At 72.5% G+C, this 25,935-nt stretch carries 24 protein-coding genes; 9 read left to right on the top strand and 15 right to left on the bottom strand.

The genetic code is table 11. The features are described from left to right. Nucleotides 1–150: 150 nt before the first annotated feature. The 3 genes from ACGFIR_RS20445 (at nt 151) to ACGFIR_RS20435 (ending at nt 5,490) form a co-directional block, all read left to right on the top strand. Nucleotides 151–1,401 (top strand): cell division protein DivIVA, encoded by a 1,251-nt coding sequence (locus ACGFIR_RS20445; protein WP_392999081.1) that lies wholly within the window; start codon nt 151–153, stop codon nt 1,399–1,401. 175 nt (nt 1,402–1,576) lie between these two features. Next, entirely contained in the window at nt 1,577–3,796 is a 2,220-nt protein-coding gene (locus ACGFIR_RS20440) for a hypothetical protein (RefSeq protein ID WP_393146478.1), read from the top strand. A gap of 398 nt (nt 3,797–4,194) precedes the next feature. After that, nucleotides 4,195–5,490: an AI-2E family transporter gene (locus ACGFIR_RS20435; protein ID WP_393146476.1), complete on the top strand. Its 1,296-nt coding sequence runs from the start codon at nt 4,195–4,197 to the stop codon at nt 5,488–5,490. Nucleotides 5,491–5,572: 82 nt separating this feature from the next. Here the strand turns inward: ACGFIR_RS20435 and ACGFIR_RS20430 are convergent, their stop codons facing one another. The 7 genes from ACGFIR_RS20430 to ACGFIR_RS20400 form a co-directional block, all read right to left on the bottom strand. Continuing rightward, nucleotides 5,573–6,382: an alpha/beta hydrolase gene (locus ACGFIR_RS20430; protein ID WP_393146474.1), complete on the bottom strand. Its 810-nt coding sequence runs from the start codon at nt 6,380–6,382 to the stop codon at nt 5,573–5,575. A gap of 66 nt (nt 6,383–6,448) precedes the next feature. Then, a complete protein-coding gene (locus ACGFIR_RS20425) occupies nt 6,449–6,775 on the bottom strand; it encodes a hypothetical protein (RefSeq protein ID WP_357723595.1) in 327 nt (108 codons plus the stop codon). Nucleotides 6,776–6,837: 62 nt separating this feature from the next. Next, nucleotides 6,838–7,887 carry a hypothetical protein gene (locus ACGFIR_RS20420; protein WP_392999073.1) on the bottom strand — a complete coding sequence of 350 codons (1,050 nt, stop codon included), beginning with the start codon at nt 7,885–7,887 and terminating at the stop codon, nt 6,838–6,840. Beyond that, entirely contained in the window at nt 7,884–8,378 is a 495-nt protein-coding gene (locus ACGFIR_RS20415; protein WP_392999071.1) for a SigE family RNA polymerase sigma factor, read from the bottom strand. Before ACGFIR_RS20415 ends, ACGFIR_RS20420 begins: the two co-directional genes overlap by 4 nt. 40 nt (nt 8,379–8,418) lie before the next feature. Then, on the bottom strand, nt 8,419–10,206 hold the full coding sequence (locus ACGFIR_RS20410) for a 3-hydroxyacyl-CoA dehydrogenase family protein (protein ID WP_393146472.1): 1,788 nt from the start codon (nt 10,204–10,206) through the stop codon (nt 8,419–8,421). A 102-nt stretch (nt 10,207–10,308) separates the two neighbouring features. Beyond that, nucleotides 10,309–11,370 carry an alpha/beta fold hydrolase gene (locus tag ACGFIR_RS20405; RefSeq protein WP_392999067.1) on the bottom strand — a complete coding sequence of 354 codons (1,062 nt, stop codon included), beginning with the start codon at nt 11,368–11,370 and terminating at the stop codon, nt 10,309–10,311. 123 nt (nt 11,371–11,493) lie between these two features. After that, a complete protein-coding gene (locus ACGFIR_RS20400) occupies nt 11,494–11,946 on the bottom strand; it encodes an FHA domain-containing protein (RefSeq protein WP_392999442.1) in 453 nt (150 codons plus the stop codon). A 321-nt stretch (nt 11,947–12,267) separates the two neighbouring features. Here ACGFIR_RS20400 and ACGFIR_RS20395 point away from each other — a divergent pair, with 321 nt between their 5' ends. Continuing rightward, nucleotides 12,268–13,764 carry an aldehyde dehydrogenase family protein gene (locus tag ACGFIR_RS20395; RefSeq protein ID WP_393146470.1) on the top strand — a complete coding sequence of 499 codons (1,497 nt, stop codon included), beginning with the start codon at nt 12,268–12,270 and terminating at the stop codon, nt 13,762–13,764. Between the two features lie 66 nt (nt 13,765–13,830). On the opposite strand, the gene nucS is transcribed toward ACGFIR_RS20395, so the two are convergent. Further along, nucleotides 13,831–14,490 carry an endonuclease NucS gene (nucS, locus tag ACGFIR_RS20390; protein WP_392999063.1) on the bottom strand — a complete coding sequence of 220 codons (660 nt, stop codon included), beginning with the start codon at nt 14,488–14,490 and terminating at the stop codon, nt 13,831–13,833. A 71-nt stretch (nt 14,491–14,561) separates the two neighbouring features. Between nucS and ACGFIR_RS20385 the strand changes: the two genes are divergently transcribed. The 3 genes from ACGFIR_RS20385 (at nt 14,562) to ACGFIR_RS20375 (ending at nt 16,856) form a co-directional block, all read left to right on the top strand. Further along, the gene (locus ACGFIR_RS20385) at nt 14,562–15,179 is read left to right on the top strand and encodes a DUF4126 domain-containing protein (RefSeq protein WP_393146468.1); all 618 of its coding nucleotides are present in this window, start codon (nt 14,562–14,564) and stop codon (nt 15,177–15,179) included. A 416-nt stretch (nt 15,180–15,595) separates the two neighbouring features. Continuing rightward, nucleotides 15,596–16,492: a polysaccharide deacetylase family protein gene (locus ACGFIR_RS20380; protein WP_393146466.1), complete on the top strand. Its 897-nt coding sequence runs from the start codon at nt 15,596–15,598 to the stop codon at nt 16,490–16,492. A 61-nt stretch (nt 16,493–16,553) separates the two neighbouring features. Next, a complete protein-coding gene (locus tag ACGFIR_RS20375) occupies nt 16,554–16,856 on the top strand; it encodes a DUF1540 domain-containing protein (protein WP_392999057.1) in 303 nt (100 codons plus the stop codon). Between the two features lie 50 nt (nt 16,857–16,906). Here ACGFIR_RS20375 and ACGFIR_RS20370 read toward each other — a convergent pair whose 3' ends face one another. Further along, entirely contained in the window at nt 16,907–18,913 is a 2,007-nt protein-coding gene (locus tag ACGFIR_RS20370; protein ID WP_393146464.1) for a protein meaA, read from the bottom strand. 150 nt (nt 18,914–19,063) lie between these two features. On the opposite strand from ACGFIR_RS20370, the gene ACGFIR_RS20365 reads away from it, so the two are divergent. Together ACGFIR_RS20365 and ACGFIR_RS20360 are read left to right on the top strand one after the other, a co-directional pair. Further along, entirely contained in the window at nt 19,064–19,912 is an 849-nt protein-coding gene (locus tag ACGFIR_RS20365; RefSeq protein ID WP_393146462.1) for an ABC transporter ATP-binding protein, read from the top strand. After that, complete coding sequence (locus ACGFIR_RS20360) at nt 19,909–20,754, top strand: ABC transporter permease (RefSeq protein ID WP_393146460.1); 846 nt, start codon at nt 19,909–19,911, stop codon at nt 20,752–20,754. The genes ACGFIR_RS20365 and ACGFIR_RS20360 overlap by 4 nt, the downstream gene beginning before the upstream one ends. A 12-nt stretch (nt 20,755–20,766) precedes the next feature. On the opposite strand, the gene ACGFIR_RS20355 is transcribed toward ACGFIR_RS20360, so the two are convergent. The 6 genes from ACGFIR_RS20355 to ACGFIR_RS20330 are packed head-to-tail and all read right to left on the bottom strand — an operon-like array spanning nt 20,767 to nt 25,881. Next, nucleotides 20,767–21,282: a flavin reductase family protein gene (locus ACGFIR_RS20355; protein WP_393146458.1), complete on the bottom strand. Its 516-nt coding sequence runs from the start codon at nt 21,280–21,282 to the stop codon at nt 20,767–20,769. 59 nt (nt 21,283–21,341) lie between these two features. Continuing rightward, nucleotides 21,342–21,773 (bottom strand): OsmC family protein, encoded by a 432-nt coding sequence (locus ACGFIR_RS20350; protein ID WP_393146456.1) that lies wholly within the window; start codon nt 21,771–21,773, stop codon nt 21,342–21,344. Next, nucleotides 21,770–23,146 (bottom strand): NtaA/DmoA family FMN-dependent monooxygenase, encoded by a 1,377-nt coding sequence (locus ACGFIR_RS20345; protein ID WP_393146454.1) that lies wholly within the window; start codon nt 23,144–23,146, stop codon nt 21,770–21,772. The genes ACGFIR_RS20350 and ACGFIR_RS20345 overlap by 4 nt, the downstream gene beginning before the upstream one ends. Nucleotides 23,147–23,157: 11 nt before the next feature. Continuing rightward, nucleotides 23,158–24,003 carry an ABC transporter ATP-binding protein gene (locus ACGFIR_RS20340; RefSeq protein ID WP_393146452.1) on the bottom strand — a complete coding sequence of 282 codons (846 nt, stop codon included), beginning with the start codon at nt 24,001–24,003 and terminating at the stop codon, nt 23,158–23,160. Beyond that, nucleotides 23,993–25,027 carry an NrtA/SsuA/CpmA family ABC transporter substrate-binding protein gene (locus tag ACGFIR_RS20335; protein WP_393146450.1) on the bottom strand — a complete coding sequence of 345 codons (1,035 nt, stop codon included), beginning with the start codon at nt 25,025–25,027 and terminating at the stop codon, nt 23,993–23,995. Before ACGFIR_RS20335 ends, ACGFIR_RS20340 begins: the two co-directional genes overlap by 11 nt. A gap of 53 nt (nt 25,028–25,080) precedes the next feature. Next, nucleotides 25,081–25,881, bottom strand: a complete 801-nt coding sequence (locus ACGFIR_RS20330; RefSeq protein WP_392999039.1) for an ABC transporter permease subunit — start codon at nt 25,879–25,881, stop codon at nt 25,081–25,083. Nucleotides 25,882–25,935 lie beyond the last annotated feature (54 nt).

Raw genomic sequence — 25,935 nt, 5'->3', positions numbered from 1 at the left:
CACGCTCCGTGCCGTCCGACCCGCCCGGGACCTGCCAAGATCGGCGATCTGTCCGACCGTACGTGTGGCCGCAGTTGACCATGTAAAGAGGACACGAAAGCTCCGTACCGCTCTTGCGAAGCACCCTGGGGGGTCTGCGAGTATGTCCCAATGCCCCAGCAGTCCTCCCCTCTTGCGTTCTTCGATAACGCGAACTCGCAGCCCGATTTCACCGTTGGCCTGCGCGGCTACAACACCCACCAGGTCGATGACTTCATCGGCCGGATGACGGCCGCGCTGACCCAGTCCGAGCAGGCCCGCGCCGAGGCCGAGCAGCGGATGAACGACGCCCAGCGACGGCTCCGCCAGGCCGAGCAGCGCATGAGCGCGCTGGAGCAGAAGCTCGCCGACACCAACAAGCAGCTCGAGGAGAACAGCCGGCCCACCCTCTCGGGCCTCGGCACCCGCGTCGAGCAGATCCTCCGGTTGGCCGAGGAGCAGGCCAACGACCACCGCAACGAGGCCAAGCGGGAGTCGGAGGGCATCCTGTCCGCCGCGCGCCTGGAGGCACGCGAGATCACCGACAAGGCGCGCGCCGAGGCCGCGGCCATGAAGGCCAACGCCGAGCGGGAGGCGGGCAGCGTCCGCACCGCCGCCGAGCGCGAGGCCGCCGAGGTCCGCGTCCAGGCCCGCCGCGAGGCCGACACGCTGCGCGCCGACGCCGACCGGGAGACCAAGCAGCTGCGCACGGTGACCGCCCACGAGGTCGCCGAGCTGAAGTCCACCGTCGAGCGCGAGGTCGCCACCCTGCGGGCCACCGCCGAGCGGGAGATCACCCAGCAGCGCGCGAAGGCCGCCCGCGAGGCCGAGGAGAAGCGCGCCGAGGCGACCAAGCTGCTCACCGACGCCCGCGACAAGCGCGACAAGGACCTCCAGGCCCTGGAGTTGCAGCTCGCCGAGCGCCGGGAGAAGGCCGAGCGCGAGGAGTCCGAGCGGCACGCCGCGCAGGTCGCCCAGACCCAGAAGCTGGTCAGCGAGGCCGAGCAGCGCGCCCACGCCGCCCAGGAGCGGGCCAAGGAGATCGAGCAGCGCGCCGAGGCCCGCCGGGTCGAGTCCGAGCGCACCGCCAACGAGACGGTCGACAAGGCCAAGGCGCTCGCCGACAAGACGCTCACCGAGGCGAAGGCGGAGGCGAAGCGCCTGCTCACCGAGGCGCGCACCGAGGCCGAGCTGACCACCCAGGCGGCCCGCCGCGAGGTCGAGGACCTCACCCGGCAGAAGGACGCCGTCACGTCGCAGCTCGGTCAGATGCTCTCCGGCCTCGCCGGCATCGTGCCGGGCGTACCGGCCGCGCAGGCCAAGCCGGAGGCGAAGAAGGCCGACAGCGCCGACGAGCGGGTGACCGCGGAGACCTCCAACTGACCCAACCGCACGGGGCATGATCCGCGGCGCGGGGTGACACCGGGTGACCGGTGCGCCCCGCGCCGTATACGTTTGTTCTCCACGCAAATTGCCCGCGCGCGCCGGTAGTGAAGTAGCTCCTATCCGGGGCGTCCGTATCGCCCCAGCCGGACTGGTTGCGTGTGAGGATGGGGGTATGTCGCACGGCGAGGAACTGTTCGCTCTCGGCGGAGACGTGACCACGGAGCCCAGCTTCGAGTCCGCTCTGCGGGGGTACGAGAAACGACAGGTCGATCGGTACGTCGCTCGCGCGGAGCACGAGATAGCGGCCCTCGCGGCCGAACGGGAACAGGCCTACACACAGATCCACAAGCTGGCCGGCCAGGTCGAGGTGCTCCAGCGCGACCTCGCCCAGGCGCGCAAGTCGTCCGGGGCGCTGGAGAACGTCTCCTACCGGCACCTCGGCCCGCGGGTGGAGCAGATCCTCACCCTCGCCGAGGAGCAGGCCGACGCGATCCTGGCCTCCGCCAACGAGGAGATCGAGACCCGCCGGGCCGCCGCCGAGCACATCGTCGACGAGGCCCGCGAGCAGGCCGCCACCGCCCTCAAGGACTTCGAGATCGCGCTGGCCGCCCGCCGTACGGAGGAGGAGCGGCACAGCGCGGCGCGCAGGGCCGAGGCGGACGCCGCCGTCCGGACGGCGCAGGAGGAGGCCGCCCGGCTCCGCAAGGCCGCCCAGGAGGCGCTGGCGAAGGCCCAGCAGGAGGCCACCCAGCTGCGGGACGCGGCGAAGGAGATCCACCACCGGGCCCAGCAGGAGGCGACCAAGCTGCGCGAGGCGGCCAAGGAGGCGCACGCCAAGGCCCAGCAGGAGGCCACCCAGCTGCGCGAGGCGGCCAAGGAGGTGCACGCCAAGGCCCAGCAGGAGGCCAAGCGCCTGGTCGACCAGGCCACCGAGGCGGGCCGGGCCACCCACGCCAAGGCCCAGCGCGACGCCAAGCAGATCATCGACGACGCCGCCGGCGCCGGCCGGGCGACCCGCGAGAAGGCCCGCCAGGAGGCGGAGCGGCTCACCACCCAGGCGGCCGAGACCGCCAAGCGCAACCGCGCCGAGACCGAGGCGTACGTGCAGCGGATGCGCAGCGAGACCGAGGCGTACGTGCAGCACTCGCGGGCCCAGACGCAGCAGGAACTGGGTGCCTGGCGGGCCGGCGTGGAGCAGGAGGTCAACAGCCGGCGCGAAGCCGCGGACCGCGAGCTGACCCAGCGCCGCGCGGCGGCCGAGCAGGAGTTCACCACGCGCCGCGACGAGCTGGAGAAGACGTACAAGACGCGGCTCACCGAGTTGGACGAGCAGCACACGAGCCGGCGCGACGAGCTGGAGTCGGAGTTCGAGGCGCGCCGCACCACGCTGGAGACGGAGTACACCGCCCGCAGGAACGAGATCGAGCAGGGTGCCGCCGCGATCCGCCAGGCCGCCGAGCAGGACGCCCTGACCATGCGCCAGCGGGCCGAGGAGGAGGCCACGACGCTGCTCAGCCGGGCCGAGTCGGAGGCGGCCGAGAAGCGCCGCAAGGCCGACGAGCACGTGGCGACGTCGCGCCGGCAGTTCGAGGAGTACGCGGCCACGACCCAGCAGCACCTCGCCACCACCCAGCAGCACCTCGCCGCCACGCAGCAGGAGGCCGCCGCCGGCCGTCAGCAGCTCGCCCAGGTCATGCTGGAGATCGCCCAGGCCCAGCAGCAGCTGGCCGACCTGCGGCAGGAGACCTGGCAGGCTCGCCAGGAGTCCGACGAGCTCCAGCGACAGGTGGCGGAGCTGCGGCTGGGGATGGTCGGCGCGACCGACCGGCCGGGTGGCACGGACGGCGTCGCCGCCCCGGTGGTGGCGGGCGGGAAGCCGGCCACCGCGAACGGCGGTAAGCCCCGCCCCGACGCCGGCAAGGCTCCGGCCGACAAGGTCCCGGCGGGCGTGGGCACTGCCGACGAGAAGGCAGGCACGCCGGACAAGGCCCCGGTGGGCGCGAACGCGGCCCCGACCGGCGCGGGCGACAAGGCCCCGGCCGGCGCGGGTGTCGGGGCGAGCGGGGAGGGCGCGTCCGCTCCGGGTGGGAAGCCTGCCGGCGGCAAGGTCGAGCCCGAGGACGCCGGGCAGCCGGCCAAGGGCCGCATCGAGCCGGCCGACGCCGGGCAGCCGGCCAACGGCAAGGTCGCCAGCGTGACCACGGTCGACGGGGGTACGGCCAGCGCGGGCGTGGACGGCGAGCCGACCGTGGCGGCGGTGCCCGGCGAGGCGGGGCGGGGCGCGACCCCGACGAAGATCACCAGCACCGGCGAGAACGGCAAGCGCCCGGCGAAGCCGACCACCGACGAGCGCAGCGCCAAGCCGAGCAAGGTCGTCGTCGAGAAGGACTGACCCCGACCAGCCCCTCCGCCCGACGACCCGGATCGTCGGGCGGATCTTGGTAGGAACCGGCCCCTGGAGGGGCCCGTTCCTGCCAGAGGTCTCAAGACTCGGGCCTGCCCCCGCCCCCGGCGGGGTGGGCGGCAAGGCCCGGCTGGTCGGGCAGGCGGGTCGGTCGGACTGCGGGGTCGGCCGGGCTGCGTCGGGTCGGCCGGGCTGCGTCGGGTCGGCCGGGCTGCGTCGGGTCGGTCGAGCTGCGTCGGGTCGGTCGAGCTGCGTCGGGTCGGTCGAGCTGCGTCGGGTCGGCCGGACCGCGTGATCGGCCGGGCTGGCGGCGTACGCTCCCGGGTGAGGTCCGCCCGACGCGTACCGGGTCGGGGCCTCGGCGGGAATCGATCAGGGGAGGTCCGATGGCAGACGACGGACCGAAGGCGTCGAGCGGTGGCGGGGAGCCCGGCAGCGCATCGGGACCGGGCGACGGGAGCCGGAAGCCCGAGCACGCCGGCGCGCCCCGGCACGCCGACCGGGCCGGCACGACGGACCACGACGACCAGGCCACGGGCACGAGAAACCACGACGACCAGGGCACGGGCACCACGGACCACGGCGGTACAGCCACGGGCACCGCGGGCCTCGACGAGCCGGCGGCGACCGTGTCGAGCCGGTTCGGTACGCCGGGACGGCCGCTGAAGCGCAGCAGCTTCCTGGTCGGCTTCACCGGCGCGGCCGGGGTGCTGCTCGCGTACGCGTTCTATCTGGGCCTGCGCAACGCGGCCGGGATCCTGGTCCTGGTGGTCATCGCGCTCTTCCTCGCCGTCGGCCTGCACCCCGCCGTGGTGCGGCTGCGCTCCTGGGGGCTGCCGCACGGGCTCGCCGTGGCGGTGGTCGCGCTGACGGTCGTGCTGCTGCTCTGCGGTGGCGTGTTCGCCCTGGTGCCGCCGATCGTGACGCAGAGCGGGCAGTTCATCGAGCAGTTGCCGAGCTACCTGGAGGCGTTGCGCCGCAACGAGACGGTGAACGACCTGGTGGTGCGGTACGACCTGATGGAGCGCTTGCAGAGCGCCGCGAACGCGGACACGATCGGCCAGGCCCTCGGCGGGGTGCTCGGCGGGGCCCAGCTGGTGTTCGGCACGGCCTTCCGGGCGCTGACCGTGCTGGTGCTGACCATCTACTTCCTGGCCTACTTCGACCGGCTCCGCGAGCTGGGCTACTCGCTGGTGCCCCGCTCGCGCCGGGAGCGGGTGCGGCTCATCGGGGACGAGATCCTGACCAAGGTGGGCGCGTACATGGTCGGCGCGCTCACCATCGCGGTGCTGGCCGGGATCTCCACGTACGTCTTCGCGTTGATCGTCGGGCTGCCGTACCCGTTCGCGCTGGCCGTGGTGGTGGCGGTGACGGACCTGATCCCGCAGATCGGCGCGACCCTGGGCGCCGTGATCGTCAGCCTGGTCGGCTTCGCCACCGACCTGCCGATCGGCATCGCCTGCGCGGTGTTCTTCCTGATCTACCAGCAGGTGGAGAACTACCTGATCTACCCCAAGATCATGCGCCGGTCGGTGTCGGTCAACGAGGTGGCCGCCCTGGTGGCCGCCCTGCTCGGGGTCTCCCTGCTGGGCGTGGTGGGCGCGCTGATCGCGATCCCGGCGGTGGCCGCGCTCCAGCTCATCCTGCGGGAGGTCGTCCTGCCCCGGCAGGACTCCCGCTGACGCGGGTCGGCCCAGCCGGACGAGCCGAGGGCCGGGACGGACGATCCGGGTCGGCGCGAGGGGCGCGCGGCGGCAGGGTGGATCAGCCGGCCTGGCCGGCGGGCGGGCCGGGCACCGGACGGTCCGCGAAGGAGGCCACCGTGCGGTCGGCGTACGCGCTGACGTCGCCGGTCTCCATCGGGCCGTCCCAGGTGGTCGGCAGCGGCACGGCGGCGGCCGGGTTGACCCGGCGGACCACCTCGTCCAGCACGGTCTCGGCGTCGCCGACCCAGAGGTGCTTCGCCCCGGGCACCCCGACCACCTCGGCCTGCGGCACCGCCGCGAAGCGCTCCCGGGCCTCGTCGGGACGCAGGTAGTCGTCGAACTCGGGCACCAGCGCGGTCAGCGGCTTGCCGGACTCCGCCCAGTGTTCCAGGTCGGCCGGGGCGGAGAAGCGCAGCGGCGGGGAGAGCAGGATCGCCCCGGCGACGGCCGGGTCGCAGCCGTACTTCAGGGTCAGGTCGGTGCCGAACGACCAGCCCAGCAGCCAGACGTTCGGCAGCTCGTGGAACTCGGCGTACTCGATGGCGGCGGCGACGTCGAACCGCTCCCCGACCGCGTTGTCGAAGGCTCCTTCGCTGGTGCCGCGCAGGCTGCTGGTCCCCCGGGTGTTGAAGCGGAGCACCGCCAGGTCGGCCAGGGCCGGCAGCCGCCACGCCGCCTTGCGGAACACGTGGCTGTCCATCATCCCGCCGTGCGTCGGCAGCGGGTGCAGGCAGACGAGGGTGCCCACCGGCGCACGGTCCAGCGGACGGGCCAGCTCGCCGACCAGCCGCAGATCGTCCGCGGTGTGCAGCTCGATGTCCTCGCGGTGCCCGGGCAGGATGGAGGACGCGCGGATCGGTGTGCTCACCCCACCAGTCTCGCCGGTGCCGCCGGAAACCGCCGGGCGGGGCGGAAACAGCGTGATCCAGATCGCTCAGCCGTAGCGGGGAGCGCCCCGGCCGCGCTGCACGACCGGCCCGCGCCGGTCCCGGGCCCGCCAGCACCCGCTGTGCCAGTGCCGCCGGTCGGTCAGGTCGCCCCGCCCGTCCGCCGGCCAGGCCACGAGGTGCGCCACGCCGGGCCGGATCTCCTGGTCGCAGCCCGGACAGCGGTACGTCTTGGTGGAGGCGCCGCCGCTGATGCCGCGTACCTGCCAGTCGCCGTCGCGCCACTGCTGCACGGAGGCGACGCCCTGACGGACCCGGTCGGAGTCGAGGTGCGCGGCGTCATCGCGGCGGGGTCGGTTGCGACGGGGGCTCACGCTTGCCAAGCGTACGGGCCGACGGCCGGACCGGCCCGGGGGCGGGCCGGCCCGGGCACTGGTCAGTCCCAGGTCTGCGGGTCACCGGGATCGGCGGCGACCTGCGCCCCGCCCAGCAGGACGGCCGCGTCCGCCTCCGTGAAGCCCCCACGCGACCAGCTGAAGTCGACGATCAGGTGGGCCTTCGGGATGCCGAGCAGCTCCAACTGGTCGCCCTGGGGATAGAGGTAGGCGGCCCGGCCCCCGATCGTCCGGTTGCCCGCCGTACGACCGGTGACCATCGAGCGCGCGTAGTAGAACGTGACACTCGTCTGCGTCTCGCCGGGCCCGTACACCACCAGCGACAGGTGCAACGTGGCGGGGAAGGACCCCGCGTCGGCGGTGCACTGGTCCAGCCGGGCGCCGGCGGGCAGCGTGGTGAGCCGCAGCGGCGCGCCGCAGCGGCGCGCCTCACCCCACCGGAGGGCACCGACCGCCACCTCGATCTCCTCGGCGGTCGAGGCGGACACGGCGGCCCGGGCGTACAGGCCGGGGGCCGGTTGCCAGAGCCGGACCCAGACGGAGGTGCCGCCCTTTCGGTGCGGGCGGTCGGCGCCGTCGAAGGCGGTCTCCGGCGTCATCCCGGTGATCGGCACCGGCAGCCCTTCGATCGCGTGCCCTCGCAGCGCGGCGGCGGAACGGGCCAGCGCGACGTTGACCGGCCGGCCACCGCCGACGTCGACGCGGACGCTCTCCACGCCGAACCCGACGTACCAGCCCAGGTAGCGGGCGCGGGCCGGGTCGACTCCGAAGTGCAGCACCTGCGGATCCGTGCCGACCAGGTCGGGCCGGGCGGCGGCGCCGGGGACGTCGTCCAGCCGGGGCGGTGCGGCGGTGGCGACGGTCGGCGCGGCGGTGTCCGGTGGGCGTACCCGCTCCGGCAGGCCGGTGCCGGTGGCGACGGTGAGGCCGAGCACCGCCGCCAGTCCCAGCGCGGTGCCCCCGCCGATCCGGCGACGGCGGCGGCGGGCCCTCCCCCGGGCGACGGCACGCGCGGTGAGCCGGTCGGTGTCGACCGTTCCCTCGGCGCGTTCCCGCAGCGTCCGTACGATTCGTTCGTCGAGGTCGGTCACGGCCGGCTCCCGTTGGTCGTCGGGATGCCGCAGCGTTCCCGGAGATGGGCGAGCGCCCGCATGGCGTGGGTGCGGACGGTGACCGGCGAGCAGCCGAGGATCTGGGCGATCGTCGCGTCGTCGAGGTCCTCGTAGTAACGCAGCACGAGCACCGCCCGCTGGCGGGTCGGCAGGGCGAGGACGAGCCGCCACATCGCGTCCCGGTCGGCCGTCTCGCCGCCGAGGTCGCCGTGCTGCGGTCGTTCCGCGAAGTCGGCGGTGGCCAGCTCGCGGTTCGTTCGCCGTCGCCACCACGAGTTGTTGGCGTTGATCAGCATCCGGCGCACGTACACGTCCGGCCGGTCCACTCTGGCGATCCGCCGCCAGTGCACGTACGCGCGGGCCAGGACGTCCTGGGTGAGGTCCTCGGCCCGATGCTCGTCGCCCGTCAGCAGCCGGGCCAGCCGCACCAGGGCGGGGCCTCGGCTGCTGACGTACTCCTCAAAGGTCACACCATGCAGACGCCGTCACCGGCTTGCGGCGTTGACCCGGTCAGCGACGGGTGTGGTCGCGGAAGCCGCGGCCGCTCTTGCGGCCCAGGTAGCCGGCCGTGACGAGGTGCTCCAGCAGCGGCGCGGGCGCGAAACCCGGCTCGCGCAGCTCCAGGTAGAGCTCCCGCTGGATGGCCAGCGAGACGTCCAGGCCGACCACGTCGAGCAGCTCGAACGGGCCCATCGGGTAGCCGCAGCCGAGCTTCATCGCGTGGTCGATGTCGTCGGCGGTGGAGTAGCTCGCCTCCAGCATCTTCACCGCGTCGTTGAGGTACGGGAAGAGCAGCGCGTTGACGATGAAGCCGGACCGGTCGCCGCAGACCACGCCCGTCTTGCCCAGCGCGGTGCAGACCGCGCGGGCGGTGGCGGTGGTCTCCGCCGAGGTGCGGATGGTCTCCACGACCTCGACCAGCGGCATGAGCGGCGCCGGGTTGAAGAAGTGCAGCCCGATCACGTCGGCGGGCCGCTGGGTGGCCATGGCCACGTCGATCACCGGCAGCGAGGAGGTGGTGGTGGCGAGCACGACGCCCGGCTTGCAGATCTCGTCGAGGCTGGCGAAGAGGGCCTTCTTGACGCTCAACTCCTCGACCACGGCCTCGACGACGAGGTCGACGTCCGCGAGGTGCTCCAGGGTGGCCGACCAGTTGATCCGACCGAGCGCCGCGTCCCGGTCGGCCTCGCTGAGCTTGCCGCGTACGACGCCCTTGTTGAGCGAGGTCTTGACCACCTCGAAGACCTTGGCGGACTTCTCCGCGCCCCGGGTCACCGAGACGACCTCGTAGCCGGCCTTGGCGAAGACCTCGATGATGCCGGTGGCCATCGTCCCGGAGCCGACGATGCCCACCTTCGCGATGGCGCGGGCGTCGCCGAGCGCCGACTCCGCCGTCACCGGCGTCTGCTCGTCGGGTACGACGACCGGGGAACCCGGCCGCTCGTAGGTGTAGAAGCCCCGACCGGACTTGCGGCCGAGCAGCCCGGCGGTGACCATCTGCTTGATCAGCGGCACCGGGGCGTGCCGGCGGTCCCGCCCGCCGCGCCGGTACATGGTGTCGAGGATCTCGTACGCGGTGTCCAGGCCGATCAGGTCCATCAGCGCCAGCGGGCCCATCGGCAGGCCGCAGCCGAGCTTCATGGCCGCGTCGATGTCCTCACGCGTGGCGTAGTGCGACTCGAACATCCCGACGGCGTGGTTGAGGTAGCCGAAGAGCAGCGCGTTGGCGATGAACCCGGCCCGGTCGCTGATGGTGACGTCGACCTTGCCCAGCCGCTTGCAGAGCGCCTCCACGTCGGCGACCACGTCGGTCGAGGTGACCACCGTCCGGACCACCTCGACCAGCTTCATGACCGGGGCGGGGTTGAAGAAGTGGATGCCGATGACCTGGTTGGGCCGGGTGGTGGCGACGGAGATCTCGGTGACGCTCAGCGACGACGTGTTGGTGGCCAGGATCGCCTCGGGCTTGCAGACCCGGTCCAGCTCGGCGAAGATCCGCTGCTTGAGGTCCAGGTGCTCGGGCACCGCCTCGACGACCAGGTCCACCGAGTGCAGCGCGTCCAGCCCGACGGCGAACTGTACGCGGCCCAGCAGCGCGTCCCGGTCGGCCTCGGCGAGCTTGCCCTTGGCCACGGCCCGGTCCGTCGACCCGGTGAGGATGGCCCGGCCGCGTTCCAGCGCGCCCTCGGAGACCTCCACCGCCACGACGTCGACCCCGTTGCGCGCGAAGACCTCGACGATGCCGGCACCCATGGTGCCCAGGCCCACAACGCCCACGCTGCTGAAATCGCGCGCCACGACCAGCCTCCTCAAAGCTCGCACGGCCGCGTGAACGACCCTTAAGTTTATGCGCGCGAGTCTGCCACGTGACGCTGGGTTGTCGAGACGCCGTGGGAAATTTCACGAGCCCTGCGGGGCGGCCAGCCTCAGCAGCTCGGCGACGAACTCGGCCGGCTGCTCCAGGTGCGGGCTGTGCCCGCAGCCGGGCAGCGGCACCTCGCGGTACGTCCCGCCGGCCGCCGCGTAACGCTCCAGCACCGCCCGGGTCTGCGCCACCATGGGCTGCGCCGGACAGGCCGCCTCCCCCGGCCAGCCCGGCAGTACGCCCAGCGCGCCCAGGTGGGCCAGGTCCATCATCGCGGTGTCCGAGACGATCAGGTCGGCGTCCCCGTGGATCCAGGTGATCGGCGGCTTGTCGGCCACGGCGACGAGTTCGTCGGCGACCCGGAAGTACGCCGGCGAGAGGGCGTTGAGCACGCCGCGCCGGCCGGGGGCGGTGCCGGGCCAGTTCGGCGAGGTGACCGCCGTGCCGGGGTAGTTGTCGTCGCCGGTCGCGGTGGAGAGCAGGCTGTCCAGCAGCAGTTCCTCGTCGTCACCGAGCGACGCCGGGTCCGCCACGTAGGTGGCCCGCAGCACGGCGCGTGGGCTGGTCTGGGCGTCCGCGCTCCGGTCGCCGGCGGCCAGCCGCTTGACGAAGTCCCGGTTGGCGGTGCCGCCGCCGGTGCCGGCGAAGTCGGGCGTCGTCGGTGTCCCCGTCACGTCCCGGGTGCCGCCGTAGCCGTACGGCGAGACCGGCGCGGCGAGCAGCAGCGCGCCCACCCGGTCGGGGTGGTCGACGAGCAGCCGCATGGCCACCCCGCCCCCGAGGGAGTGGCCGACCACCACCGGCCGGGCGCCGGGCGCGAAGAGGGACGGGTCGTCGAGCAACGCGGCGACGTCGTCGGCGAAGTCGCTCAGCCCGCGGGTCGCGTCCACCGGGGCGGTGTCGGTGAGCCCGTAGCCGCGCAGGTCGGGCGCCACCACCCGGAGGGTGGCCGGCAGCCGTCGTACCAGCGGCTCCCAGAAGGCCGCCGACGAACAGTTGCCGTGGATCAGCAGTACGGGAGCGCCGTCCGGCGGCCCGGCCAGCCGCACCGCCTGGGTGATTCCGTTCGCCGACACCAGCCGCTGTCCGGTCTCCATCCGCCGGATGTTGCCATCACGACGCCCGACGGTCCATGGGCCGGCCCGCCACTTCCCGTCACCGGTGGGTGTGGGGCCGGACGCCGGCCGGCGAGGGGTGGGCCGGCGTCGGCCGACCGCCGGTCAGGACGGGGCGGACCGCACCGCCGGAACCGCCGCCAGCGGCGGCCCGACGGCCGGTGCGGCCGGGATCGCCACGGGCGACGCCGGACCGACGGCCGGTACGGGCGGGGTCGCGATCGGCAACGGCAGGGTCGGGCGACGGTCCCGGCGCGGCGCGGCGAAGGAGAAGCCCACCGGGTCGGTACGCGCCACACCCGGGTCGAAGACGCGCAGCTCGGTGCGGCCGAGCCGGATCACGTCCCCGTCGGCCAGCCGCTCCACGCCGGTGATGCGCCGGTCGTTCAGCCAGGTGCCGTTGGTGGAGCCCAGATCCGCCAGGGTCGCCCCCTCGCCCGTCAGCCAGACCTCGGCGTGCCGGCGGCTCAGGTGGGCGTCGTGCACCACGATGTCGGCCGTCGGCGCCCGACCGATGACTTGCCGTTCAGGGCTCACCCGGACGCTCAGCCCTCGCATCGACCCGCCGGCCACCGTCAACAACGGTCTCAGTTCCGGATGTTCCTCCATCGGACAGTCCGCCTCCACCCCACACGGTCACCCGTGCGTCAGCCTGCCATCAGGCGGTAGTCGCCCTCCACCGCCGCGTGGTCACCTCCGCGTCCCCGGCCGGACACCTGACGTTCGGCGGTTCGGCGCGCAGCGGTGCAAGAATCATCACAAGTCCGGCCGTCGGCCGTCCACCCCGTCCCGGTCCCGCCCGGTCCCGCCCGGGTCCGACGGGCGGGACCTGCCTCCGCGGCCCTACCGGTGAGTAATCTTCGGGTCTAGAATTCCGCCATGACGGCTGTGCATGCCCCGGGTACCCCGGTCATCGAGGACGATCGGCTGGTCTCCACGAGCCCGGCGACCGGCGCGGAGGTCGGACGCCTGCCCGTCGCCACCGCCGAGGACGTCGAACGGGCCGTCGAACGGGCCCGCGCCGCCGGCGAGTGGTGGGCCGGGCTCGGCTTCGGCGGGCGCAGGGAGCGGCTGCTGCGCTGGCGCACCCTGCTCGCCAAGCGGATCGAGGAGATCGCCGAGCTGGTGCACGCCGAGGGCGGCAAGCCGGTCGCCGACGCCGTCGTCGAGCTGGTCACCGCCGTCGAGCACGTCGACTGGGCGGCCCGCAACGCCCGCCGGGTGCTGGGCCCCCGCCGGGTGCGCTCGCGGCTCGTCCTGGCCGAGTTCTCCGCCCACCTCGAATACCAGCCGTACGGCGTCGTCGGGGTGATCGGCCCGTGGAACTACCCCGTCTTCACGCCGATCGGCTCGGCCGCGTACGCGCTGGCGGCGGGGAACGCCGTGGTGCTGAAGCCCAGCGAGTACACGCCCGTCGTCGGCCAGTGGCTGGTCGACACGTTCGCCGAGGTGGTGCCGGAGCAGCCGGTGTTCACCGCCGTGCACGGGCTCGGCGACGTGGGGGCGGCGCTCTGCCGCTCGGGCGTGGGCAAGGTGGCCTTCACCGGCTCGTCGGCGACCGCCCGGAAGGTGATGGCGGCCTGCGCCGAGTCGCTGACGCCGGTGCTGCTGGAGGCCGGCGGCAAGGACGCGATGATCGTCGACGCCGACGCCGATCTGGACGCCGCCGCCGAGGCCTGCGTCTGGGGGGCGCTGACCAACGCCGGCCAGACCTGCATCGGCATCGAGCGCGTCTACGCGGTCGAGCCGGTCTTCGACGCCTTCGTCGGCAAGGTGGTCGAGCGGGCCGGCCGGCTGACCGTCGGCCCGGACGACGCGGACATCGGCCCCATCACCATGCCGAGCCAGCTCGACGTGATCCGCCGGCACATCGACGACGCGCTGTCCCGGGGCGGCCAGGCGGTGCTCGGCGGCGCGGACGCGGTGCAGCCCCCGTACGTGCGGCCGACCGTGCTGGTGGACGTCCCCGAGGACTCCGCCGCCGTACGCGAGGAGACCTTCGGCCCGACCCTGACCATCAACCGGGTCCGCGACGCCGACGAGGCCGTCGCCCGGGCCAACGCCCTGTCGTACGGCCTGGGGGGTTCGGTCTTCGGCCGGCGGCACGCCGTGGCGATCGCCCGGCGGCTGCGCTCGGGCATGGCGTCGGTCAACTCGGCGCTGACCTTCGCCGGCATGTCCACCCTGCCCTTCGGCGGCGTCGGCGACTCCGGCTTCGGGCGCATCCACGGCGAGGACGGCCTGCGGGAGTTCAGCCGCGCCAAGGCGATCACCCGGCGGCGGGCCCGGTCGCTGCTGCCCTCGACGACCTTCGAGCGCACGCCGGCCGACGTCGCCCGGCTCGTGAAGGCCATCAAGATCATGTACGGCAGGTGACGGCCCGGACGCACTCCTTTGCGGGCGCCCGGCGCGGGAGCGCCCGTGGCACGGGCCGGCGGCGCCTCAGAAAAGGGTGAGTTCGTCGCGCTCGATGCCGCGCAGCCTGTCGTAGTTCACGACCACGCAGCGGATGCCCCGGTCCGTGGCGAGTACGCGGGCCTGCGGCTTGATCTCCTGCGCGGCGAAGACCCCGGCCACCGGGGCCAGCAGCGGATCGCGGTTGAGCAGCTCCAGGTAGCGGGTGAGCTGCTCGACGCCGTCGATCTCGCCCCGGCGCTTGACCTCGACGGCGACGGTGCCCGACGCGGCGTCGCGGCAGAGCAGGTCCACCGGGCCGATGGCCGTCATGTACTCCCGGCGGATCAGCGTGAAGCCCTCGCCGAGGGTCTCCGGGTTGGCCGCCAGCAGTTCCTGGAGGTGCGCCTCCACGCCGTCCTTGCGCAGACCCGGGTCGACGCCCAGCTCGTACGACGTGTCCTGGAAGATCTCCTCCAGGGTGATCCGCAGCTCCTCGCCCGCCTTGTTGACGACCCGCCAGACGCCGGGGGCCTCCTCCAACCGGCAGGGCGGGCTCATCCAGTTCAGCGGCTTGTACGCCCGGTCGTCGGCATGGATCGACACCGACCCGTCCGCCTTCACCATGAGCAACCGGGTGGCCGGCGGCAGGTGGGCCGAGAGCCGTCCGACGTAGTCCACCGAGCACTTCGCAATGACCAACCGCACCCGACGAGGGTAGCCGAGACCCCGGCCCACGCCAGCGAGCGGCACTGGCGTGCCGGTGCGATGCTGAGACGGTGCTCGAAGTTCTCACCGGTACGGGTCTCGCCGCCTCGGCGGGGCTGAACGCGTACGTTCCCCTGCTCACCATGGGACTGCTGGCCCGCTACACCAGCGTGATCGACCTGCCCGGCGGGTGGCAGTGGCTGGGCAACGGCTGGGTGATCGCCATCCTGGCCGTCCTGCTGGTGGTCGAGATCGTCGCCGACAAGGTCCCGGTGGTCGACCACGTCAACGACGTCGTACAGACCGTGGTCCGGCCGACCGCCGGCGGCCTGGCGTTCGGCGCCGGCTCCTCGTCGGAGACCGTGACGGTGAGCGACCCGGGCAGTTTCTTCTCGTCCAACCAGTGGGTCCCCGTGGTGAGCGGGGTGCTGATCGCCCTCGGCGTGCACGTGCTGAAGGCCGCCGCCCGACCGGTCATCAACGCGACCACGGCCGGCATCGGTGCGCCGGTGGCCAGCACCGCCGAGGACGCCACCAGCGTGGCCATGTCGGTGGTGGCGATCCTGCTGCCGGTGCTGGTGCTGGCGTTCCTGCTCGGGCTGGTCGTCTTCCTCTTCTGGTTCCTGCGCCGCCGCTCCGACCGCCGCCGGGAACGTCAGGCGGCGCGGGCCGCCGGCTTCCGCGTCTGACCGGCGTACGCCCGCCGACCCGGCGTTACCCCCCCCCGCCGACCTGGCGGCGTGCCTACCTGGGCGGCGTGCCGAACCCCTGCCGGGGGTGCCATCATTCCGGGGCCCGGGCCGCCGGCCCGTCGCTCACTCGACGGGGTGGACCCTGCTCGGCCGTACGCAAGTAACGACCCCGCCCCAGCCACGATTCCGCCCCCACGATGCGGCCGGCCACACCCGCAAACCGGACAACTAGACCGTAATTGGCCGCCGTGCCCATTCAGGAACATCCGGCTCATCCGTGATCAGGACGCCATGGACCTCAAGACTGCCGGGTAAGGCCCATGGCGTCCTGATCACGTGGCCAGCACCCCTCGCCTTGGACCCGTGCCGCCCGCCACGGAGACCGTGGTTCGGGCGGCTGACATCATCTTTCGGTGCACGTGAAGATCCCCCGCGTTCCGCTCGTCGCGACGCTCATCGCCGTGGCCGCCGCCGCAGCGCTCCTCGCCGCCCCTGCCCCGCTGCGCGACCCGGCCAACGCCGGCATCGCGCGCATCGCGGCGACGGGCAGATCTCCGCAGCCTGCGGCCACCCCGGCACCGACCGCCACAGCGGCCGCGCCCGGCGGGACGGTGCCCGGGGCGACCCCGCCCGGCACCAGACCGCCCGTCGTCGACCACGGGCCGCGTACGGGGAACAAGGTCGCGCTCACCTTCGACGCCGACATGACGGACGCGATGCGCTACCAGCTGCGCAGCGGCGCGGTGCGGTCGTACGCGAACCTGAAGATCATCGACCTGCTGGAGCGGGAACGGGTGCCGGCCACCTTCTTCCTCACCGGCAAGTGGGTCGAGCAGTACCCGGACGTGACCCGCCGACTCGCCGCGAACCCGCGCTTCGAGCTGGCCAACCACACGTACGGGCACCTGGCCTTCACCGCGGACTGCTACGGCCTGCCCCGCATCGCGGAGCGGGAGATGACCGCCGACGTGGCCAGGACGTTCGACGTGATGGCCGCGTACGGGGGGCGGCAGACCCGGTACTTCCGCTTTCCGGGGCTGTGCCACGACCGGAAGGCCCTCGCCGCGCTGGCCCCGCTGGGCCTGACCGTGGTGGACGGTGACGTGGTCAGCGGCGACCCGTTCGCGAAGTCCTGGCGGCCGGTGGTACGCGCGTCGCTGGCCGGGGTACGTCCCGGATCGGTGATCGTCCTGCACGTGACGGAGGCGAACGCCCCGATGACGGACGAGGCCCTGCCGCACATCCTGGCCGGCTTGGCCGAGCGTGGCCTCGAGCCGGCCCCGCTGTCGGAGGTGCTCGGACTGGGCTGAACCAGTCCCGACAAAGCCCGCAAAAGCCTAAAATCGGGGCAAGACTCTATGGGAGGTCACCATGACCGCAGCAGTGGAGATGCCCCGCGTCCAGGAATGTGTCGTGGCGGCGTGCTCGTACAACCACACCAACGACTGCCACGCCTTCGCCATCACCATCGGCAGCCCGGACCACGCGCACTGCCACACCTTCGTGGAGATGCCGGCGGTCCGTGGCGGGGTGGACGGCGGCATGACCGCCCAGGTCGGCGCCTGTCAGCGCGCGGACTGCCAGCACAACGAGCAGCTGGAGTGCCGCGCGCCGGGGATCAAGGTCGGCCCCGACAACGACATGGCCGACTGCATGACCTACGTCAGCCGCTGACCGACCCGAAGCGGAGCAAGGGGTCCCTCGCCGACGGGGACCCCTTGCTGTCAGCCCAGGCCGTTGGCGTCGCGCACCACGGTGACCAGCTCGTCGATGATGCCGGTCAGGGCGAAGTCCTTGGGCGTGAAGACGCGGGCCACCCCGGCGGCACGCAGTTGCGCCGCGTCGTCGGCCGGGATGATCCCGCCGACCACCACGGGCAGGTCCGCCCGCCCGGCGGCGCGCAGGCCGTCCAGCACCGCCGGCACCGCCGCCAGGTGCGAGCCGGAGAGCACCGAGAGGCCGACCAGGTCCACGTCCTCCTCGACGGCGGCGGCGACGATCTGTCCGGCGGTCAGTCGGATGCCCTGGTAGACCACCTCGAATCCGGCGTCGCGGGCGCGTACCGCGATCTGCTCCGCGCCGTTGGAGTGCCCGTCGAGGCCGGGCTTGCCGACGAGCAGCCGCAGCCGGCCGCTGCCCAGCTCGCGGGCGGTGGCCGCGACGCGCTGCCGGACGGCGGCCAGGGTGGCGTCCCCGCCGACGCCGGCGGCGCCGGTCAGACCGGTGGGCGCCCGGTACTCGCCGAAGACCTGGCGCAGCGCGCCGGCCCACTCGCCGGTGGTCACCCCGACCCGCACGCACTCCAGCGTCGCCGGCATCAGGTTCGTCGTGGTCGCGGCGTCCGCGCGCAGCCGGGCCAGCGCGGCGTCGACCGCCGCGTCGTCCCGCCCGGTCCGCCACCGGCGTACGGCCTCAGTGGCCGCCGCCTCGACGGCCGGGTCGACCTGCTCGACCGACCCGGCTCCGGCGGCGGTCAGCGGCGACGACTCGGTCTCGGTGAACCTGTTGACGCCGACCACCACGTCGGCCCCGGACTCGATCCGGCGACGCCGCTCGGCCAGCGAGGCGACCAGCGCGTTCTTGAGGTAGCCGGTCTCGACGGCGGCGACCACGCCGCCCATCTCCAGCACCTTCTCCAGCTCGACCCGGGCCCCGGTGACGATCTCCTCGACCAGCGCGGTCATCACGTGCGAGCCCTCGAACAGGTCCGGGTACTCCAGCAGGTCCGACTCGTACGCGAGCACCTGCTGCATGCGCAGCGACCACTGCTGGTCCCACGGCCGGGGCAGGCCGAGCGCCTCGTTCCAGGCGGGCAGCTGCACGGCGCGGGCGCGGGCGTCCCGGGAGAGGGTCACGCCGAGCATCTCCAGCACGATGCGCTGGATGTTGTTCTCCGGCTGCGCCTCGGTCAGGCCCAGCGAGTTGACCTGTACGCCGTAGCGGAACCGGCGCTGCTTCGGGTTCTCCACCCCGTAGCGCTCGCGGGTGATCTCGTCCCAGAGCGCCCCGAAGGCGCGCATCTTGGCGATCTCCTCGACGAAGCGCACCCCGGCGTTGACGAAGAAGGAGACCCGCTGCACGACGTCGCCCATCCGCTCGGCGGGCACCTGCCCGGAGTCGCGGACCGCGTCGAGCACCGCGACGGCGGTGGAGAGCGCGAAGCCGACCTCCTGCACCGGCGTCGCGCCGGCCTCCTGGAGGTGGTACGAGCAGATGTTCACCGGGTTCCAGCGCGGCATCTCGCGCAGCGTGTACGCGACGACGTCGGCGGTCAGCCGCAGCGACGCCGCCGGCGGGAAGATGTACGTCCCCCGGGACAGGTACTCCTTGATGATGTCGTTCTGCGTGGTGCCCGCGCAGCGGGACAGCTCGGCCCCCTGCTCGGCGCCGACCGTGCCGTAGAGGGCGAGCAGCCACATGGCCGGGGCGTTGATGGTCATGGACGTGTTCATCTCGGCCAGCGGGATGCCGTCGAAGAGGGCCCGCATGTCGCCGAGGTGCGCCACCGGGACGCCCACCCGGCCCACCTCACCGGCGGCGAGCTCGTGGTCGGGGTCGTAGCCGGTCTGCGTGGGCAGATCGAAGGCGACCGACAGCCCGGTCTGCCCCTTCGCCAGGTTGCGGCGGAAGAGCGCGTTCGTCGCGGCGGCCGAGCTGTGCCCGGCGTACGTGCGCATCACCCAGGGGCGGTCGCGCTCGGGCAGCCGGCCGGGGAGAGCCTTCTCGTCCATGGCCGGAGTCTAAGTTACCGTTCAGTCACCGAGGTTGTGGAAAACCACACAGCTCCATGGAGCGGAAACCCGGGTGCGAAGCACCCGACATGGCGGCGACCGCCACACCCCGCCCGGTCGGCCGCCGCGAGCAGGTCGCACACTTGACGCATGCATGACGAGCTGGCGATCTCCGTACGGGGGCTGCGCAAGGCGTACGGCGGGAACGTCGCCGTGGCGGGCGTGGATCTCGACGTCCACCGTGGCGAGGTCTTCGCCCTCCTCGGCCCCAACGGCGCCGGCAAGACCACCACCGTGGAGATCCTGGAGGGCTACCGGCGGCGCGACGCCGGCGACGTCGACGTCCTCGGCAGCGACCCGGCCCGTCCGGCCGCCGACTGGCGCTCCCGGGTGGGCATCGTGCTCCAGGGCACGGGCGAGTTCGACGAGCTGACGGTCGCCGAGGTGGTGCGCCACTTCGCCGGCTTCTACGCCGACGCCGACGACCCGGACAAGGTCATCGAGCGCGTCGGGCTGGCCGGCAAGGCGAAGGCGCGTACGCACACCCTCTCCGGCGGGCAGAAGCGCCGGCTCGACGTGGCCCTCGGCATCGTCGGCCGCCCCGAGCTGCTCTTCCTCGACGAGCCGACCACCGGCTTCGACCCGGAGGCGCGCCGGGAGTTCTGGGAGCTGATCCGGGACCTGGCCGCCGCCGGCACCACCATCGTGCTCACCACCCACTACCTCGACGAGGCCGAGTCCCTCGCCGACCGGGTCGGCGTGATCGCGGGCGGCGTCGTGGTCGAGGTGTCCACGCCCGACCAGCTCGGCAACCGGCGGGAGGCCCTGGCGACGGTCTCCTGGCGTACGCCGGAGGGGGTGCTGGAGACGGCGGAGAGCGCGACGCCGACGGCGCTCGTGGCGGAGCTGGCCGCGCGTTTCGGCGGTGAGGTCCCGGGCCTGACGGTGACCCGGCCGACCCTGGAGGACATCTACCTGCGGATGATCGGACACCGATGACCACCACGATGAAGCCGGCCGCGCCGGCCAGCACGGCAGCCGCCCGGCGGCCCGGTCCGGTCGGCCTCAGCCTGCGGCAGAGCCGGCTGGAGATCACCCAGTTCCTGCGCAGCCGGGAGTCCGTCGTCTTCACGATGGGTTTCCCGGTCATCATGATCCTGATCTTCGCGGCGATCTTCAGTGACGAGATCGCCCCCGGGGTCAGCTACACCCAGTACTTCATCACCGGCATGATCGCCACCGGCCTGATGACGGTGAGCTTCCAGAACCTCGGCGTCTGGATCCCGATCGAGCGCGACCGGGGGGTGCTCAAGCGCTACCGGGGCACGCCGATGCCGAAGTGGGTCTGGTTCGCCGGCAAGGTGATCATGGTGGTGGCGATCGGCGTCGCCGAGACCGTGCTGCTGCTCGCCGTGTCGGTGGCGCTGTTCGACCTGGAGCTGCCCGGCACCGCCGCGAAGTGGCTGACGTTCGGCTGGGTGTCGGTGCTCGGCATCACCGCCTGCACGCTGTGCGGCATCGCCATCTCGTCGCTGGCCCGCACCGCCCGCAGCGGCTCGGCGGTGGTCACCCCGGTCGCGCTGGTGCTCCAGTTCATCTCCGGGGTGTTCTTCGTCTTCACCGAGCTGCCGACGTGGATGCAGCAGGTGGCGGCGCTCTTCCCGCTGAAGTGGATGTGCCAGGGCCTGCGCTCGGTCTTCCTGCCGGAGGCCTTCGGCGCCCGTGAGCCGGGCGGCTCGTTCGAGCTGGACCGGGTCGCCCTGGTGCTCGTCGCGTGGTGCGTGATCGGCCTGGTGCTCTGCCTGACCACGTTCCGCTGGACCACCAAGCGCGACGGCTGAGTTCGTGCCCCGTCAAGGGGTGGGGCCGCCATCCGGGGGCAGGGCGGCGTACCGGCCCATGTGGTAGAGCAGCGGGGCGCCCTCGCCGTGCCGGCCGGCCAGCGGCTCGGCCAGCACGATCGCGTGGTCCCCGGCGAGCACCCGCTCGGTGACCCGGCACAGCAGCCAGGCGACCGGCCCGTGCAGCAGCGGCACCCCGTACGGGCCGTACTGCCAGCCGGGGCACGCGGCGAAGCGGTCGATGCCCCTGGTGGCGAACGTCCGCGCCACGTCCTGCTGGTCGGCGCCGAGCAGGTGCACCGCCACGTGCTCGGCGCCGGCGACGGTCGGCCAACTCGACGACCACCGGTCCAGGCAGAACGACACCAGCGGTGGACGCAGCGAGACCGACGTGAACGAGGTGGCGGTGAACCCCACCGCCGGGGTGCCCGGGGCGGTGACCACCGCGACGGACGCGGCCTGCCGGCGCAACAGGGCACGGAACGTGTCCGGGTCGACCGGCTGGGCCGGCTCGGCGGTGACGGTCATGGGTTCCTCCTGGTCGGGGTACGACGTGCCCGGCCCCCCGTCGGGCGATCCCCTGGGGATCAATCGCCCACCTGGACCTCGATGCTGATCGGTGCTCCACCGCGCACCAGGGTGTTGTAGATCGGGCAGCGGGCCGTGAAGTCGTCGACGTAGCGCCGGCTCTGCTCCTCGGGCGTGTCGGCGAACCTGAAGGACAGCTCGATGCGTTCGAAGCGGGTGCTGTCGTCCGCGTCGACCAGGTACGACGCGCCGACCTTGAGTCGCGGGTACGGCAACTCCCACTCGACCGACCGCGCCGCGATGAGGTTCAGCGCGCATCCCGCGAGGCTGGCCAGGAAGTACGCCGCCGTGCCCGGGTGCTCGACGTGCTCCACCAGCTTGCCGTTGTCGATGGTGAACGCCACGTCAGCGTCGGCGACGAAGCGCCCCACCACCTCGGTCGACCGCAGCGTCAGCACGCACGGCTGCCGGTCGGTTGCGACCGTGGTCACGCCGCACCGCCGTCCTCGGCGACCGCCGCGCGTTCGGCCAGCCGGTTCGGCGCGGGCTTGAGTCCGAGGTGTTCACGCAGCGTCGACGTCGTGTACTCGGTCCGGAAGACGCCCCGACGCTGGAGTTCCGGCACCACCAGGTCGACGAAGTCCGCCGCCGGTCCGGGCCAGTAGGGCTGGCAGATCGCCAGGCCGTCGAACGCCCCGTCCCGGAAGTTGGACTCGACGAAGTCGGCGAGTTGTTTCGCGTCCCCCACGATCGCCGGCTGCGACTGGGGATTGTTGCCCATGTAGTGGGTCAGGTCCTCCAGGGTGATGTCCTCGTCGTCGAAGCTCGCGACCGCGTTGTCGATGATCCATGCCTTCTCGGGGATGAGCGTACGGTCGATCGCGGCCAGCACCCGGTCCGCTCCCGTACGGCCGGCGAGGTCGATCCCGAGCTGCTCGGACAGCACCTGCGGTACGAAGACGTTGGTGTTCAGGTCCTGCACCGCGCGGAACCTGGCGTGCGCGTCCCGCGCGCTCTCGGCGACGTAGGGGGTGATCCCCGCGATGAGCAGGTGGTCGTCGGCGTCCCGTCCGTGCCGGACGACGCGGGACTTGATGTCGGCGTAGTACGCCTTGTTCCACTCGGCGTGCCGCCACTGGATGAACCGCATCTCGGTGTACTTGGCGGCGTACTCGAGTGAGCGCTCGGAGTATCCGGGGTGCATGAAGGGAACGTGTCCCTGTGGCGGCCGGGGGAAGTTCAGCGGGCCCCGGATCGAGAAGTGCTTACCGGTGTGGTCGATCCGCCGCGCCTTGCTGACGTCGTGGTAGACGGCCTGCTCCTTGTCCGCGACGAGCCAGCCGTCCTCCCAGCTGTCCCACAGGTCCCGCAGCACGTCGGTGAACTCCTCGACCCGGTCGTACCGGTCCTCGTTGTCCAGGTGCCGCTCCCGTCCGAAGTTGTAGGCCGCCGAGAGGTCCGACCCGGTGACAATGTTGAGACCGAGCCGCCCACGCGAGAGGTGGTCGAGGGTCGCGGTGACGCGGGCGATGTGGAACGGATCGTTGTACGTCGAGTTGAAGGTCACCACGAGGCCGACCTTCTCGCTGAATGCCGCCGCGTAGGCCATCAGGGCGAAGCCCTCGACGGCGAAGAGGTGGTCGTGCGACACCTGGACGCTCTTGCCGGTGTACGCGAAGTTGCCCCGGTGGGCGGAGCTGGTCAGCGAGTTGCCGACGAAGAAGAAGTCCAACTTGCCGCGCTCGGCGAGCTGCACGCTCTCGGCGACCAGCGTCGGGTCGGTGTAGCCGTCCGCCCTGACCTCCGGCAGCCGCCAGGCGCTGGAGTGGCGTCCGATCCCGCTGTAGACAAGACCGAGTCTCACATGCTCGTGGGTCATTTCGGGGCGTGCCTTTCTGCGGGCGACGGTGGGGACACCCGGCGTCCGCCGGACGGGACGTTTCCGGGGATGTCGGGGCGTTGCGTGTCGGGTTCGGGTGGCTCGGCGGGCACCGCCGCGCGGGACTTCCTGCGCAAGCTGCCCTGCCGTTCGACACCCAGCCAGCCGAGCAGTTCGGCCCGGTGGGCGAGTAGTTCCGGCCCCGGGACCAGGCCGTCGGCGTCCCTGGCGACCGCGAGCGAACGGGCGATCCGCCCCTCCCGCAGCACGAGGATCCGGTCGGCCAGCGCCACCGCCTCGTCGACGTCGTGCGTCACCAGCACCACGGTCGCCGCGTGCCGTTCCCAGAGCCTGACGACGAGTTGGTGCATGGAGATGCGGGTGAGGGCGTCGAGCGCGCCGAACGGCTCGTCGAACAGCATGAGCCGGGGCTCCCGGACCAGGGCACGGGCCAGGGCGACCCGCTGGGCCTCCCCGCCCGACAGGGTCAACGGCCAGGCGTGACTCTTGTCGGCGAGCCCGACCTCGGCGAGCGCGTCGAGCCCCGCTCCGGTCGAGGCGCCGGGCAGGCCCACGGTCACGTTGTCGAGCACGCTGAGCCACGGGAACAGCCGCGGCTCCTGGAAGACGACCGCCACCTGGTCCGGCACCGAGACCCGACCGGCGTCCGGCTCGTCCAGTCCGGCGAGCAGGCGCAGGAGGGTGGACTTCCCGGAACCGGACCGGCCGAGGAGGGCGACGATCTCGCCCTCCCCGACGGTCAGGTCCAGTCCGTCGAGAACACGCTGGTCGCCGAACGCGCGAGAGACGTTGCTGGCCAGTTCGAGCATGTCAGTCGCCAAGGGTCGTGACGTCCACGTAGTTCTTGGAGAGATCGGGGACGCTCTTGCGGAACCCGAAACGTACGGTCTGCTCGCCGACCTCCTTGATCTGCGCCAGGACCTCGTTGTTGATCGCGACCAGCTCTCCGGGGTCGAAGCCCACCACGACGTCGACGAGTGCGGCCGGTTGCCCGTCCGCCAGTCGTGCCTTCTTCTCCACCTCACGGTCGGTGCGGATCTGGGTCGCCTGGTTGGCGAGTCCCTCGAACACGGCCTTGACGGTGGCGGGATGCGCGTCGAGGAACGCCCGGGTGACGACGAACAGGCTCCAGTTGCGCGCCCCCGTCCGCGCGTTGGTCGTCAGCACCGTGGTGTCCTTGACCAGTTGGGCCGACGCCAGGAAGTTGTCCCAGGTGGCGAGGGCGTCCACATCGCCACTGGCGAGTGCGGAGACGCCGTCGGCGGGATTGGCGATGTAGACGACCTTGACGGCGTCGGCCTTGAGGCCGGCCGACTCCAACGCGGCGAGCAGCACGTACTCGCCCGTCGAACCGGGGGTGCTCACCGCGACCCGCTTCCCGGCGAGATCGGCGACGGTCGAGATGCCGGCCTTGTTGCGGACGACGATTCCCTGGTTGTCGCCCTTGTTGCGGACCAGGGCGAAGGCCACCAGGCTCGACGCGGAGTCCGCCTCGTTGAAGAAGGTCGCCACCGAGTTCGAGGTGAAGTCGATCCGACCGGCCTTGGCCGCCTCGGATGCCTCGACCGGTGCGAGCGGCCCGTTCCACTGCACGGACCCGCCGATCTTCTTGAGGGCGTCCGACACGGCGTTGCTGTCCTCGGCGAGAGTCCACAGGTTGGTGCCGCCGAAGTACCCGACCCGGGCGACGGCCGGATCGGTCGGGCCTCCCGGCGAGGAGGAGGCACCCGTGGAGGTGGCCGAGGAGGCCGGGTCACCGGCGCAGGCGGTCAGGGCGAGGGCCGCAGCGAGCACGAGGCCGCTGAGCGCGCGACGACGAATACGGGGGCGGGGTGGATTTCTCATGTCACGTTTCCTTTGTTGGCGCGCTTGCCCGGACCGATCCGTCCGGTGGGGGGCTAGACACCGCGGTGGGCTTGTCGCCACCGGAAGACCCGGCGCTCGAGCAGCGCCACGAGCGCGTCGGTGACCAGTCCCAACGCGGCGTACAGGACGACACAGAGGACGACCACGTCACCCTGCCCGTACTGGCGTGCGTTGGTCAGGAGGAAGCCGATGCCGCTCACCGCGTTGAGACTCTCGGCGATCACGAGCACCGCCCAGGTGATGCCGAGCGCGTACCGGATCCCGATGAATACCGAAGGCAGGGCTCCGCGTAGGAGCACCCGCGTGGAGAGCTGGTACGCGGTCAGGCCGTAGACCCTGCCGGCCTCGACCAGTTTGCGGTCCACGTTCCGGATGCCGCCGAAGGTGTTGAAGTAGACCGGGACCGCCGTGGCCAGCACCACGAGCAGCACCTTGGTCTGCTCGCCGATGCCGACCCAGAGAATGAGCAGGGGAAGCATGGCCGTGAACGGGACGGCCCGCACGATCTGGACCGGCTTGTCGAGCACGAACTCGGCCCAGCGGGCGAACCCGGCGAGCAGGCCCAGCAGCGTCCCGGCCGCGATGCCGATGCCGGCCCCGAGCAGCCCCCGGGTGACCGTGACCCCGATGGAGGGCCACAGCAGACCTGTCTCGGCCAGTTCCGTCGCGGCACCGGCGACGTCGGTCGGGGACGGAAGGAACTGGGCCGACACCGAACCCGTCGCCGTGGTCACGGTCCAGATCGCGACGATCGCGAGCACGCTCAGCCAGGGCGCGAGACGCATCCCCAGCCGCAGCCACGAGATGCCCGAGTGAGCGGCGGTGGAACTCATCACAACCTTCCGTCCGGACACGCGGCCGACTGCCGCTGACGCCGCAGACCATCC

The organism is Micromonospora sp. NPDC049051 (assembly GCF_043197575.1).
In the GTDB taxonomy this organism is placed as follows: Bacteria; Actinomycetota; Actinomycetes; order Mycobacteriales; family Micromonosporaceae; genus Micromonospora.
This window is presented reverse-complemented; position numbering and strand designations above follow the sequence as displayed.